Origin of the sequence: Bradyrhizobium sp. 930_D9_N1_4, from assembly GCF_052076015.1 — a bacterium.
Classification (GTDB): domain Bacteria; phylum Pseudomonadota; class Alphaproteobacteria; order Rhizobiales; family Xanthobacteraceae; genus Bradyrhizobium.
In genome coordinates this window covers 5791367-5805161 of record NZ_CP197236.1, presented here as the reverse complement: position 1 = coordinate 5805161, position 13795 = coordinate 5791367, and the positions used below count along the sequence as shown (strand labels likewise).

Genomic DNA, 13795 nt, shown 5'->3' with positions numbered 1-13795 from the left:
CGAGGTCACCGCCGTTTATGCTCGCTCCATCAGACGGAGCGGGCAATGCGCTGGTTCGCGCCAAAGTCGCGACAAGACATCTGGGACGAGACGATCGCAGGACCGCTCGGCGACATCGAGGCCGCCGAACGCATTCGCGCGATCTGTGACGCCGCAGCCGCGAGTGCTGCCGGTTCGGCGCGCAACGACAAGCGCGAGAGCGAGCGCTACGAGCGCGCTGCCAAGGTCGCGATGGAAATCGCGATGAATATCTCCGATGGATTGATGCGCGACGACGCGGTCCATCGCATCGTCGATCTCTGCATGAAAGCGAGCGACCTCAAGACCGCGCAGATCCTGTTTCGCGCGATCCATGCAAGCTGGATCCGCGAGACGATCCAGCGGGATCATCCGACGCTGGTGCAGTGAGCGTTCGTTGCTGTCGTATTGCGACGACATGTTTATCTATCACCGTCATCCTGAGGCGCGAGCCATGGGGCGCAAAGCGCCGCATGGGGAGCCTCGAAGGACGACGGCCCGGCTGCATCGTGGCCGTATCATCCTTCGAGGCTCCGCTTGCGACGCATTCGCGTCTCAAGCGAAGCGCCTCAGGATGACGGAGTGAATTTGTGATCGTCCTTCGCCAGTTTTCGCACGGCCTCGTCCACGCTGTGAAAGACGTTCTCGCGGGGAAGGGCATCGAACAATCTGAACCGCTCGAATGCGTCCTGCGCGCGCACCGATTCCAGCCGTGCCAGCGCCACCGTGACGCCCTGTTCGCCGCACGCCTTGAAGACATCGAGCAGGATCTGCGCGGCGGTGAAGTCGATCTCGACCATGCCGCTCGCCTCCAGCACCAGCAATTGCGGCGTCGCCGTGCCGAGCACCTTTGTCACGTCGCTGCGAAAGCCGGGCGCGTTGAGAAAGGACAGCGGCGCCTGCAGCCCGATCACGGCGACGCCATTGATGCGTTCGCCTTCGATGTGCGGATGTGCCGGCCACCAGATCGTGGTGCCCGGCACGCGCTCGAACTCGACGAGTTTTGCGCGCGTCGTGCTCCAGATGCCGTGCAGCAGCGACAGCACGATGCCGAGGAACGCGCCTTGCTGGATCGGCAGTACGATGATCAGCGCGGCGGTGGCGACGATCAGCAGGAATTCGCTTGGGGACTGCCGGTAGATCGTGGCGATCTGCTTGACGCGGATGATCCGCATCGCGACGAACAGCAGGATGCCGCCGAGCGCCGCATCAGGGACGTGCTGCAACAGACCGGTACCGAAAGCGAGCAACGCCAGCACGATCGCAGCTGCGGCAAGGCCCGCGAGCTGCGACTGTCCACCGGTCTCGGCGACGATGCCGGTCCGCGGCGGGCTGGCATTGACCGGAAACGCGCCGAACAGGCCGGACAAGACGCTGCCGGCGCCCGCGCCGAGGAAATCGCGGTCGACATCGGCGGGCTTGTCCGGATCGGACGGGAACGACCGCGTCGTCGCCGCGGTCTGCACCATCACCACGACCGTGATGACGAAGGCGAGCGGCACGAGGCGCACCCATAGTTCGGGCGCCAGATCGGGGAAGGTCGGCCGCGGCAGCGTGCCCGGCACGCTGCCGACGACGTTGACGCCCCTGCTTTCGAGGCCGAGCGCGATCGTGGCGAGCGTTGCCGCGACCAGCCCGATCAGCGCGCCCGGGATTTTTGCGCTGATCCTCTCCGAAATGAAGACCACGGCCAGCACGCCAAAGCCGATGCACAGCGTGAACGGATTGCTGCGGCCGATCTCGGCGGCGAGCACGCCGACGCGATCGAGCGTCGGCCCGCTCGGTGATGGAAGCCCGAGCACGCCGGGCAGTTGCGACACGATGATATGGACCGAGATGCCGGCGAGAAAGCCGACCATGACCGGCACCGACAACAGGTTGGCGATGCCGCCGAGGCGGAAGGCGCCGCCGGCCATCATCATGACGCCGACCATCAGCGCGAGCGCGATCGCAAGCCCCTGATAGTCAGGCGAGCCGGTCGCGGCGAGCGCGGCAAGCCCGCCGGCGAAAATTGGGGTGATCGTGGAATCGGCGCCGCAGGACAAAAAGCGGTTGCCGCCGAGCAGCGCGAAGCCGAGCGAGCCCGCCATGAAGGCGAAGAAGCCGATCTGCGGCGCAAAACCGCCGAGCCGCGCGGTGGCCATCTGTTCAGGGATCGCGATCGCCGCCAGCGTCAGCCCGGCCATAAGGTCGGCGGGCAGGGACCAGGACGCGAGCGAGCGGAACAGTGGCCATGCGCGCTCTTTGGAGCCCTTGGCGTGAGCGTCGTGCGGCATCGATGAGAATTCCCCGGAAAGGCTGGTGCGATCAGACTACAGCATTTCCGGTTTCAAGGGCGACAGACCGACATCTGCTCGTGTCCCGGACGCGCTGCAGCGCGCCAGCGTTGCGGCGCAGAGCCGGGACCCAGAAAGCCGCACCATGCGCTGCCGCATGGGCCCCGGCTCTGCAGCGCATCACTTCGTGCTGCGCAGCGTCCGGGGCACGAGAGCTGAGCGAGCCGCAGCCTCAATACCTACCGCGATTGTAGTCGTCGCGTGTCGGTCCTCCGTAACCACCACCGCCGTAACCACCACCGCCGTAACCACCACCGCCGTAACCGCCACCGCCGTAACCACCGCGACCCATGCCGATTCCGATACCGATGCCGACACCGACGGGCGGAGGCGGCGGCGCGCGCTCGTACACAACCACCTCTTCAGGCGGCGGACGGCGCGGCTTCGGCGGTGCCTCGACCACCTTGCGCTTCGGCGGGGTGTCGTCGACGCGCTTCTTGATGATGGGCGCGACGGCCGGATTGACCGGCGAGGCCGGCGGCGTGGGCGTCGAACACGGGCAGGTCGGGGCCATCGCGACGGCAACCGGAGCAGGCGTCGCTGCGGCCGCAACCGGCACGGCATAGTTGCGGTTCTGCACGCGGAGCAGCATCTTGCGGGCGGTTGCCGCGAGGTCGCTGTTGTCCCAGTTGTTGAGATAAGCCTCGAACGAGGCGCGGGTGTTGATCGCGGTCGCGCGCTCCCACGCCAGCATCTGCCGTCGCCGTTCCAGCACCGTGCGCAGGCGAGGCGTTCGGGTGTCCTGGATGTAGAGCTCGATATAGGCCTGATAGGCTTCGATGGTGTCGTCGGTGATCACGAGCTCATAGGCAACCATGGCCGGCTTGCCCTGCAAATCCTTGCGCCAGTCGGCGACGCTGCGCGTGCCGCTGGCCAGCGCCATCGCGCCTGCACCGGGAAGGGAAGGCGTCTGGCCGCTACTCTCGCCGAAGAACCTGAAGTCGGTCGTGAGCGAGGAGCTTTCCCACGGGATCTGGCGCCCGTCGGTCGATTGCGCCACCGCGACGCGGATACGCTTGAACACTTCCTCGATGGGCAGGTTCGGCTGCTTGGCGACGGTCAACGCAGCCGTGGTGTAGGGGCTGTCGATGCCGGAGCCGTCCTCGGCTTCCGCGCCGGGCGAGGTCGAATAGGAGATGAACGAGCCGGGGGCGCCGGCCTTGGTGTCGACGATCGCGAGCCCGTGGCCGGCGCCGCTGAGCGCGGGGAACGGATTGTTGCGGCAGGCGTCGAGCATGAAGATGCGCGCCTTCGTCGGCAGCGCGCCGAGCGTGTTGAGCAGATCGTTCAGCCGCACGCCCTGCAGCGGGATGTCCGCCTCCCGCTTGGGGTCGAGATCGACCGGCACGAGGTAATTCTCGCCGTCGATCTGAAGGCCGTGGCCGGCGTAGAACACCAGCGCGACGGTGTCGGCGCCGCTGGCGCTGACCTTGCCGGCGAAATCCGAGATCGCCGTGCGCATGTCGTTCTGTCCGAGATTGGCCGCCGTGGTGACGGTGAAGCCGGCATTGCCGAGCAGTTCCGTCATGCCTTTGGCGTCGTTGGCGGCGTTGGGCAGTTCCGGCACCGTGCGGTAGGCCGATTGCCCGATCACGAGGGCGAGCCGCGCTTCGGCGGCGGCCTCCGTCGGCGTCATCGTTTGCGTGAGCACAAGAAGACTGGAGGCAAGGAATAAATTGCGAAGGACGGGATGGGGCATGGTGTCTCCTCCATCGGCAATGCGCGCGAGGATGTCACCTTTTCTAGGTGGCCGCCACGGTTCTGTCTGTGCGCTATCTCACGGAGAATGTGCGGCAAATTGGGGCAGGAGATCTGCCGGAGATGGCGGAGCATCGTTTGGATGCCATCCATGTGAATCGCGCATTGATCCATGCGCCAATTGGATCGATGCAGACTGCTGCGTGCAAGCGCGCCTGTTCGCACATCGAGGCTGCAGGCCGCTGCGCATCGAGAATCCCGGAAAAACATGGCCGTCTCGCTATGCACCCGTGCAGCCGAACAGTCGGTGCGCGTCGCCGGGAGCTGACCGGGCGCGTCCCTTGCCTGCTCTGTAGCTTTGGCCATACAGTCCAAAGCAACGGGCCGCGACAACGATCGGGGTCTTAAAAATAATACTTTTGGGGAGAGACCGCATCATGACCATCGTGCCCGTCAACCGCCGCACGTTCATCAAGTCATCGACGGCGGTCACCGCCGGTCTCGTGCTCTCTCCCGCCATCATCGGCCGCGCGCAAGCCGCGACGCTGAAGCTAAAATGCTCCTCCTCGCTGCCGAACGATCCCAAATTCGCCAACGGCCGCGTCTATTACGACAACCTCGTCAAGAATCTGAAGGGTAACGGGCTCGGCGAGCAGGTCGAGGTCGCCTTCTTCCCCGACAACCAGCTCGGCCAGGAAATCGACGTCATCAATTCGGTGAAGCTCGGCGTCATCGATCTCATGGTGTCGGGCTCGTCGATCTCGGCCAATCTGGTGCCGCTGGTCGGCACCTTCGACCTCGGCTTCCTGTTCTCGAGCTTCCCGCAGCAGACCAAGGCGTTCGAGTCCGGCGCCGCCAAGCCGATCGAGGACGCGCTGCTCAAGGGCGGCAACATCCGCATCATCGCCTGGGCCTATAATTTCGGCTCGCGGAGCGTGCTGGCGAAGAAGCCGGTGAAGACGCCGGAGGATCTCGCCGGCCTCAAGATCCGCACGCTGCCCAATCCCGTCATCACCGAATGCCTGCGGCTGATGGGCGCCGCCGCGACGCCGCTGGCGTTCGGCGAGATCTATACGGCGTTGCAGGCCGGCGTGCTCGACGGCCTCGAGCACGATCCGCCGACGATCCTGGCCAGCAAGTTCTTCGAGACCGCGAAATTCTACGCGCTGACGCAGCACAATTTCTCGCCGCTCGCGATCTACTTCAGCGACATGACCTACAACCGCATGGACCCGAAGCTGCGCGAGGGCTTTCTCGACGCCGCGAAGAAGGCCGCCGTCGACACCCGCGCCCATGGCCTCGCGGTCGAGAAGGAGGCGTTGGCGGCCCTGACCGAGAAGGGCGTGACCGTGGCGGAATGCGACCGCGAAGCGTTCAAGAAGCGCGTCGCGCCGCAGCACGAGAACTTCATCAAGGCGCGGCCGGACTCCAAGGCCGTCATCGACATCATCCGCGCCACGCAGGCCTGAGATTGCGATGACCGGCGCCGTGTCTCTCTCGGGCGAGCGCCACGGGAGCATCACCCTGCTGCTTCGCGTCAGCGACGGGATCGCGGCCATTCTTCTGGCTGCCGATCTCGTTGTCGTCTGCGCGTCCGTGCTGCTGCGCTTCTTCTTCAATGCACCGGTCGAGTGGTCCGACGACGTCGCGCGCGGTCTGATGGTCGGCTCGGCCTTCTTCGGTGCGGCGAGTGCGCTGGCGCGCGGCGAGAATGTCGGCGTGTCCTTCTTCCGCGATATGGCTCCGGTGCGGTTGCGTGCGCTGATCGATGCGGCCAGTGCGCTGCTCGTGGTGCTGATCTCCGGCTATGTCGCCTACAACGCGATCAAGCTGGGGTCGATCACGGCGGGCCAGACCACCGGCTCCGGCCTGCCGCTGGAGCTGACCTTCTACCCGATGGGCGTCGGCGCACTGTTCATGGCGGTGTTCGCGATCGACCAGCTCTGCGCGCGACCGTTCCCTGACATCGTCCGGGGCCTCGTCGCGGTCGTCATCGTCAGCGTCCTCTATCTCGCCTGGGATTATCTGGCGCCGTCCACGGTGCCGTCCGCGGGCACGCTGATGCTGATCGGCTTCTTCGCCACCCTGTTCGGCGGCTTGCCGATCGGTTTCGCGCTGGCGCTCGCCGCGCTGATCTTCATTTGGGTCGAGGGCGCGCTGCCCGGCGTCATCTTCGCCCAGCAGATGGCGCGCGGCATTGACAATTTCGTGCTGCTCGCGATCCCCTTCTTCATCCTCGTCGGCTACCTCATGGAAGCCAACGGCATGTCGGTGCGTCTGATCGAGCTGTTGCAGCGCGGGGTCGGCCGCATGCGCGGCGGCCTCAATGTCGTGATGGTCGCCTCGATGGTGCTGTTCTCCGGCATCTCGGGCTCCAAGATGGCCGATGTCGCCGCGGTCGGCTCCGTGCTGATTCCGGCGGCGCGCCGCTCGAAGCAGAATCCGGGCGGCGCGGTGGCGTTGCTCGCCGCATCCGCGGTGATGGCGGAAACCATTCCGCCCTGCATCAACCTGATCATTTTGGGTTTTGTCGCGAACCTGTCGATCGGCGGACTGTTCGTCGCGGGCCTGCTGCCGGCGGCGCTGATGGCGCTGGCCCTGATCGCGGTGTCGATCATCTTCGGCAAGCGGCCGGCGGATGACGAGGACGTTGCGCCGCAGATGCCGGTGTCAGGTTTATGGAGCGGCGCGATCGCCTCGTTCGGCCTGATCTTCATGATCTTCTTCGGCTTCAAGAGCGGCTTTGCGACGGCGACCGAAATCTCGGCCTTCGCCGTCGCCTATGCGCTCATCGTCGGCAGCGTGGTGTTCCGCGAGCTCACCTTCAAATCGGCCGCGCACAGTTTTGTGCAGGGAGCGACGCGCGCGGGGCTCGTGCTGTTCATCGTCGCCGCGGCCCAATCGCTGGCGTTCACGCTGACCTTGCAGCAGGTGCCGCATGCGGTCGCCGATTTCATGCTCGGATTGTCCAAGACGTCGGGCACCTGGATGTTCATCCTGCTTGCGATCGCCGTGCTGATCGTGATGGGCTCGGTGCTGGAAGGCGCGGCCGCGCTGATCATCTTCGGGCCGCTGCTGCTGCCGGTGGCTGTGCAACTCGGAATCGATCCCCTGCATTTCGGCGTCGTGCTCGTCATCGCCATGGGGATAGGCCTGTTCGCCCCGCCGCTCGGGCTCGGGCTCTATGGCGCCTGTCTGATCGGCAATGTGCCGATCGAGCAGACCGTGAAGCCGATCATGGGCTATCTCGGCCTGTTGTTCCTCTGCCTGCTCGTGATCGCCTTCGTGCCATGGCTCTCGACGGCGCTGCCGCGGGCATTCGGCTACTGAAGGAGATGCGTCGTGAAAGTCCTGCTCGCCCATACGCCGGAGATGCGCCGCAACTACTATGGCGAGCGCAGCCTCAACGGCCTGCGCGCGACCGCCGAAGTGATCCTGCATGAGCGCGATGATACACTGGACGCGGCTAGCCTCGTGCGCGCCGCGCAAGACGCCGACATCATCGTTGCCGATCGCATGACGGAAGGGCGCGGGGAGATTTTTGCGCAGCTGCCGCGCCTGCGCGCCTTCGTCCGCTGCGCCGTCGACATCCGCAACGTCGATGTCGACGCAGCCTCGAAAGCCGGCGTGCTCGTGACCCGCGCCGGTCCGGGCTTCGTGCAGGCGGTGGCGGAGCTCGCGATCGGCTACATGGTCGATCTCTCCCGCGGCGTCTCGCGGGCGACCGCGGACTACCAGGCGGGCCGCAAGGTAGAAGCGCGGATGGGCCGCCAGCTTGCCGGCAGCAAGATCGGCATCATCGGCTATGGCAGCATCGGGCGTTACCTCGCCGAGATCGCCAAGGTGATGCGGATGGAGGTACTGGTCGCCGATCCCTTCGCTGATGTCAGCGACAGCGCGATCCGGCATGTCGGTCTCGACGAGCTGCTCGCTGCGTCGGACTATGTCGTCTGTCTCGCGATTGCCAACGAGCAGACCGAGAATCTGATCGGGGAGGCGACGCTGGCGCGCATGCAGAAGCATGCCGTTTTCATCAATCTCTCGCGCGGCAATCTCGTCGATGAAGCGGCGCTGGCCAAGGCGCTGCTGGAAGGCCGCATCGCCGGGGCCGCCATGGATGTCGGCCGCGCGCCCGACCAGATGCCGAGCCCCGAGCTGGCAAAGCTTCCCAACGTCGTCGCCACGCCGCATGTCGGCGGCCTGACGCCGCAGGCGATCGAGTATCAGTCGCTGGAGACGGTGCGGCAGGTCGAGGCCATCGTCAAAGGCGAGGTGCCGCAAGGCGCCGTCAACGCCGAGAGCTGGACACGGCGGCCCTAAAGCCGGTCGACTGCCCTGAACGTCCCGTCTTTCTGGATCACCGTCAAAAACACCTTCGGCGGCGCGTCGATCGCGCGAACGCCGACGGTGACGACATTGCCGCTGATGTCGAAGCGGCCGACATCGTTGATGGCGCGCAGGAGGCTCGCGCGCGTCGGTTTCGGCCCGGCCTTTTCCAGCGCCGAGGCTGCGAGGCGGCCGGAAAGGTAACCTTCGAGCGACACGAAGTCCGGTGCCAGCGTCGGGTCGAACGCCTTCTGCGCCGCCTGATAGTCGGCGACGAGCTTCTGCGAACGATCCCAGGGAAACGGCACGACCTGCGAGACGATGACGCCTTCGCCGTCGGGGCCGAGCTCGCGGGCAAGCGCGTTGGCGCCGACGAAGGAGATGTTGACGAAGGTCGGATAGACGCCGCTGCGATGCGCGAGCTTGATGAACTCGGCGCAGGGACCGTAGGTGCCGACCATGACGATCGCTTCGGGCTCGGCGCGCCTGATCGTGCGCCAGGCCGCGCCGACCGCGCGGGTGTTGCGCTCGAAGGTGCCTTCGGCGGCGAGCTCGAGGCCGCGCTTGGCGAGCGCGCGCTTGACGCCGGCAAGCCCGTCGCGGCCGAAGGAATCGTCCTGGTAGAAGATGCCGATGCGGGTGAAGTGGCGATCCTCGGTGAGGTGCTTGACCCATGCCTCGGCCTCCGCGCCGTAGCTGGCGCGGATGTTGACGACGTTGGGAAGCTCGAGGTCGCGCAAGAATTCGGCGCCGCTGAACGGGCCGATGAACGGAACGTTCCGCGCGCTGGTGATCGGGATCGTCGCCATCGCGGTCGGCGTGCCCACCGCGCCGATCAGTGCGAACACCTTGTCGTCCTCGATCAGCCGCAGCGTCTGCGCCACCGAACGATCGGGGTCGTAGCCGTCGTCGCGGCTGACGAGCTGGAGCTTGCGGCCGTAGACGCCGCCCTTGGCGTTGATCTCGGAGAATGCCGCGACGATGCCTTGCCGCATCTTTTGTCCGAGTGCGGAGGAGGGGCCTTCGAGCGCGGCGGCCTGGCCGAACAGGATCGTATCGTCGCTGACGCCGACCTCGTCGGCTTTCGCCGCAAGATTGGCCGCGGCGAGAAGGGCGACGGCCAGAGCGACGCAGGCCGCTGATCGCAATCGTGTCATGAGGATGCTTGCCGAATAAGGGAACAGCTGTCGGAAACGATAGTCGGGCCGCCCTGAACAGCTCGCTAATCCCTAATGTAACGCCGCTCCGTAAGACTCCGGGGAAAAGTGGCAGATTGCCTGCACAATGAAGCATGTTTGCGCGTCAATCGTTAACTAAGCCACGCAATGTGGAACGCGCAGGGTCCGAAATTGTGCGGTTCTTAACCGCGATCCTTGTCCGATAGCAGTCACGGTGGCTCAACCAGAAGTGGGCTGTCGCGACAAGGGGACTTGCGGGATCAAGATGGGCGGTCACGATCAGAACGATCAGGATCGGGGACGAAAGACCGGATGGTGGCGTGCCGCGCCGCTGCTCGGACTCTATCGCCCTGCGCTCGTCGCGGCCGGCGTCGGTCTTCTGTTCTCGCTCGCGGGTGCCGCCGCGGTGGCGCGGTGGGAAGACCGCGTCAACAAGATCGAGTTCGAGAACGCGGCCGAAACCGAAGTCATCGTCATGCAGAACGGCATGAGCGAGTACATCTCCAGGCTCGTCGCGCTGCGCACTCTGTTCGAATCAACCAACGAGGAAATCACCCGCAGCGAGTTCGAGACCTTCAGCGCCCGGCTGTTCGAGCGCCATCCCGGCATGCTGCGGATCGGCTGGCTGCCGCGGGTCAACCGCAAGGAGCGCGCCGAATACGAGGCCGCCGCGATCGCGGACGGCGTGTCCGGCTATCGCATCAAGTCGCTCCAGGGCGATGCCTTCGCGATCGCGCCGCAAGGCGATGAATATTTCCCGGTGTTCTACTCGACCCAGCCGAAGACCTCGCCGGTCTACGGCATGGATTACGCGACCGTTCCGGAGCGCCGCGCGGTGCTCGAGCGGGCCCGCGACAACGACCGGGTCGCTGCCATTCGCACGCGCCTCTACGAGCCGAAGGAGGGCGGCCGGCAGCCCGACGTGCTCGTCGCCATTCCCGTCTATGCCAAGGGAACTTCGCGCGACACGACCGCGGACCGGCGGCGCAATCTGGCGGGCTTCGTCGTCGGCGTCTTCGACCTGCCGCTGCTGCTCCAGTCGATCCGCGTGACCACGGGCGCAAGCCCCGCGGTCAGCGTGAACGTCTACCCGCCCTTCACGGGGCAGATCGTCAGCCTCGAGCAGACGCTGCCGGATTTTTCGTCGGCCGCCACCTCGCCGCAGTCGATGCGGGACGTCGCGCGGGCGCTGCACTGGTCGGGCAGCCTCAAGATCGGGGATACCGTCTGGCAGGTGCGCGCGATACCGACGGCCGGCGGTGCGCTGGAGATGACTTACGACCGCGCGGCTACGGTCATCGTCGTCGGCATGCTGCTGACGCTGTCGCTTGCGACCTATCTCATGCTCGCAAGCCGCAATTCGCGGCGGCTGTCGCTGGCGAACCGGCGCGTGCTGGAGCTCGCACAGACCGACATCCTGACCGGCTTGCCGAACCGCGCCTTCTTCCTCACCCGGCTCGACCTGATGAACAGCCAGTTGAGCGTGCGCGGCCTGCCGTTCTCGATCCTGATGCTCGACCTCGACCGCTTCAAGAACGTCAACGATTCGCTCGGCCACGGTGCCGGCGATGCGCTGCTGCGTCAGGTGGCGTTGCGCTTGAGATCCGCGTTGCGGGAAACCGACGTGCTGGCGCGGCTTGGCGGTGACGAGTTCGCCATCATCCAGGAAGCCTGCGACGATCAGCGCAGCTCTGCGACCGAACTCGCGGCGCGGATCGCAAAACTGGTGGCCGAACCGTTCCTGCTGCCCGGCCATCGCGTCGAGATCGGCACCAGCATCGGCATCGCGATCGCGCCGGACCATGGCGCCGACCAGGAGCAATTGCTGAAGAAGGCGGACCTTGCGCTCTATCGTTCGAAATCGGCCGGCCGCAACTGCTTCACCGTCTATGACGAGGCGATGTCGGCCGAACTCGAGGCGCGCAGTAACCTGGAAGGGGATTTGCGCGACGCCATCGCGCAGTGCCAGCTCGAGGTGCACTACCAGCCTTTCGTGGACGTTGCCGGCGTTGGTCGCCGCGGATTCGAGGCGCTGGTGCGCTGGCGGCATCCGGCCCGCGGCCTGATCCCGCCGGACCAGTTCATTGCGCTCGCCGAGGAGACCGGGCTGATCGTGCCGCTCGGCGAATTCGTGCTGCGGCGCGCCTGTGCGGACGCAGCCAACTGGCCCTCCGACCTCACCGTCGCCGTGAACTTGTCCCCGATCCAGTTCAAGGAAGCCGAGCTGTTCGAGACCATCTGCGCGGCACTGGCGGATTCGGGCCTGGCGCCCGAGCGGCTGGAGATCGAGATCACGGAGTCCGTGCTGCTGGAACGCGGCGTCGAGAATCTGGCTTTCATGGAACGGCTGAAGCACATCGGCATCGAGCTTGCGCTCGACGATTTCGGCACCGGCTATTCGTCGCTGAGCTATCTCACCGTGTTTCCGTTCGACAAGATCAAGATCGACAAATCCTTCATCCGCAACCTCACGCAGCAGCCGCGCAGCTCCGCGATTATCGCCTCGATCGTGACGCTGGCACGTGGCCTCGACATGTCGGTCACCGCGGAAGGCGTCGAGACGCGCGAAGAGTTCGAGCGGCTGACGGCGCTCGGCGTCAACTTCGCGCAAGGCTATCTGTTCGGCCGCCCTCAGCCGGTCGACCAGATCGCATTCGACGAAGCCGCGCAGCCATCGCAGCGCGACGCGGCCTGAGCGGCCGCTTACTCCGTCATTGCGAGCGCAGCGAAGCAATCCAGAATCCCTCCGCGGGGCAACGAAATCGGATGTTTTTTCATTTCCGATTGTTACGCGCCAAAGTGCGCAATCGCGAAAATCGCTTGACCCCGACGGCCCCGGATGGTCGGTAGCACCATCTAGGGGTGAAATAAGCAAACCATGCGGCTTCCGTTCTTCTACGGCTGGGTCGTGGTCGCCGTGACCTTCGTCACCATGGCCATCGGCGTCAACGCGCGCACGGCCTTCTCGCTATTCTATCCGCCGATCATCTCGGAGTTCGGCTGGGAGCGCGGCGTCACTGCGGGCGCCTTCTCCTTCGGATTCGTGGCCTCCGCTGTAGCGAGCCCGCTGATCGGCCGCCTGATGGACCGCGCCGGTCCACGCGCGGTGATGGAGCTCGGCGTGCTGCTGATGGCAGGCGGGCTGCTGCTGGCGCCGCTGACGAGCGAACCCTGGCATCTCTACGTGACCATCGGCGTCATGGTCGGCGCCGGCTCGGTGTGTCTCGGCTATTCCGGCCAGTCGCTGTTCCTGCCGAACTGGTTCATCCGCAAACGCGGCTTCGCCATCGGGATTGCCTTTGCCGGCGTCGGCATCGGCTCGGTGACGCTGCTGCCGTGGGTGCAGCACATGATCGAGCAGACCGGCTGGCGCACCGCCTGCACCGCGATGGGCCTGCTCATCCTCGTCGTGCTGGCGCCGATCAATCTGTTGCTGCACAAGCGTCCCGAGGATATCGGCCTCCAGGCGGATGGCGACGCCGCGCACGCCCCGGGCGCGGCGCAACCCGTCTCCAACATCGTCGATCCCGTCTGGGTCGACACCGATTGGACGTTGAAGCGGGCGGTCGCGACCGCGCGTTTCTGGTGGATCGCGCTCGGCTATTTCAGCGGCCTGTACATCTGGTACGCCGTGCAGGTGCACCAGACCAAATTCCTGCTCGATATCGGTTTCAGTGCGAACGTCGCGGTGTGGGCACTCGGCATCGTCAGCCTGCTCGGCATTCCCGGTCAGATCCTGCTCGGCCATGTCTCCGACCGGATCGGGCGGGAATGGGTGTGGGCCATCAGTTGTGCAGGCTTTGCGATCTGCTTCGCAGCTTTGATCGCGCTGAAATTCCAGCCGTCGTTCTGGCTCGTCTTTCTCATGGTGTTCACGCAAGGCGCGCTCGGCTACGGCCTCACCTCGATCATGGGCGCCGTGGTCTTCGAGATTTTCCAGGGCAAGCACCAGGGCAGCATTTTCGGAACGATCATGCTGGCAGCGCTGGCCGGCGGCGCGGCCGGACCCTGGCTCACCGGCGTCCTTCATGATCGCACCGGCGACTACACGCTCGCCTTCGCCATCGCGATTGTCGTGAGCGGATTGTCGGCGCTCTCGGTCTGGCAGGCCGCGCCACGCAAGGTGCGGGCGGTGGCCGGCCGGCTGCACACGCTCAAGCCGGCAACCAGCGCCGAATAAGTTCCGCCGAATAAGTTCCGCGCGCATCGGATTGCCGCTGCATCTTTCGCGAGATGTTA

General features: G+C 65.7%; 9 protein-coding genes. 6 read left to right on the top strand and 3 right to left on the bottom strand.

From position 1 onward, the window contains the following. Positions 1-45: 45 nt before the first annotated feature. Positions 46-408, top strand: coding sequence for a hypothetical protein (locus AB7532_RS27625; RefSeq protein ID WP_441237842.1), 363 nt, complete (start codon positions 46-48; stop codon positions 406-408). A gap of 179 nt (positions 409-587) precedes the next feature. Here the strand turns inward: AB7532_RS27625 and AB7532_RS27620 are convergent, their stop codons facing one another. Both AB7532_RS27620 and AB7532_RS27615 read right to left on the bottom strand, forming a co-directional pair. Continuing rightward, positions 588-2294: a SulP family inorganic anion transporter gene (locus AB7532_RS27620; protein WP_441237841.1), complete on the bottom strand. Its 1707-nt coding sequence runs from the start codon at positions 2292-2294 to the stop codon at positions 588-590. Positions 2295-2526: 232 nt separating this feature from the next. Further along, positions 2527-4053: a caspase family protein gene (locus AB7532_RS27615; RefSeq protein ID WP_441237840.1), complete on the bottom strand. Its 1527-nt coding sequence runs from the start codon at positions 4051-4053 to the stop codon at positions 2527-2529. A 436-nt stretch (positions 4054-4489) separates the two neighbouring features. Between AB7532_RS27615 and AB7532_RS27610 the strand changes: the two genes are divergently transcribed. Genes AB7532_RS27610 through AB7532_RS27600 form a run of 3 tightly spaced genes read left to right on the top strand, consistent with a single transcriptional unit; the run spans position 4490 to position 8372 of the window. Continuing rightward, complete coding sequence (locus AB7532_RS27610; protein ID WP_441237839.1) at positions 4490-5521, top strand: TRAP transporter substrate-binding protein; 1032 nt, start codon at positions 4490-4492, stop codon at positions 5519-5521. A gap of 7 nt (positions 5522-5528) precedes the next feature. Then, on the top strand, positions 5529-7382 hold the full coding sequence (locus AB7532_RS27605; protein WP_441237838.1) for a TRAP transporter large permease: 1854 nt from the start codon (positions 5529-5531) through the stop codon (positions 7380-7382). Between the two features lie 12 nt (positions 7383-7394). After that, positions 7395-8372, top strand: a complete 978-nt coding sequence (locus AB7532_RS27600; RefSeq protein WP_441237837.1) for a hydroxyacid dehydrogenase — start codon at positions 7395-7397, stop codon at positions 8370-8372. On the opposite strand, the gene AB7532_RS27595 is transcribed toward AB7532_RS27600, so the two are convergent. Further along, positions 8369-9535, bottom strand: a complete 1167-nt coding sequence (locus tag AB7532_RS27595) for an ABC transporter substrate-binding protein (RefSeq protein ID WP_441237836.1) — start codon at positions 9533-9535, stop codon at positions 8369-8371. The two genes, AB7532_RS27600 and AB7532_RS27595, sit on opposite strands and share 4 nt — an antisense overlap. A 286-nt stretch (positions 9536-9821) precedes the next feature. Here AB7532_RS27595 and AB7532_RS27590 point away from each other — a divergent pair, with 286 nt between their 5' ends. Together AB7532_RS27590 and AB7532_RS27585 are read left to right on the top strand one after the other, a co-directional pair. After that, positions 9822-12251, top strand: a complete 2430-nt coding sequence (locus AB7532_RS27590; protein ID WP_441237835.1) for a bifunctional diguanylate cyclase/phosphodiesterase — start codon at positions 9822-9824, stop codon at positions 12249-12251. Between the two features lie 183 nt (positions 12252-12434). Beyond that, a complete protein-coding gene (locus AB7532_RS27585; RefSeq protein WP_441237834.1) occupies positions 12435-13736 on the top strand; it encodes an MFS transporter in 1302 nt (433 codons plus the stop codon). Positions 13737-13795: the final 59 nt, after the last annotated feature.

Excerpts from the sequence above, each read along its gene's own strand:
- AB7532_RS27615 (WP_441237840.1), bottom strand. The coding sequence starts at position 4,053 with ATGCCCCATCCCGTCCTTCGCAATTTATTCCTTGCCTCCAGTCTTCTT.
- AB7532_RS27595 (WP_441237836.1), bottom strand. The coding sequence starts at position 9,535 with ATGACACGATTGCGATCAGCGGCCTGCGTCGCTCTGGCCGTCGCCCTT.
- AB7532_RS27610 (WP_441237839.1), top strand. The coding sequence starts at position 4,490 with ATGACCATCGTGCCCGTCAACCGCCGCACGTTCATCAAGTCATCGACG.
- AB7532_RS27585 (WP_441237834.1), top strand. The coding sequence starts at position 12,435 with ATGCGGCTTCCGTTCTTCTACGGCTGGGTCGTGGTCGCCGTGACCTTC.
- AB7532_RS27590 (WP_441237835.1), top strand. The coding sequence starts at position 9,822 with ATGGGCGGTCACGATCAGAACGATCAGGATCGGGGACGAAAGACCGGA.
- AB7532_RS27620 (WP_441237841.1), bottom strand. The coding sequence starts at position 2,294 with ATGCCGCACGACGCTCACGCCAAGGGCTCCAAAGAGCGCGCATGGCCA.
- AB7532_RS27625 (WP_441237842.1), top strand. The coding sequence starts at position 46 with ATGCGCTGGTTCGCGCCAAAGTCGCGACAAGACATCTGGGACGAGACG.
- AB7532_RS27605 (WP_441237838.1), top strand. The coding sequence starts at position 5,529 with ATGACCGGCGCCGTGTCTCTCTCGGGCGAGCGCCACGGGAGCATCACC.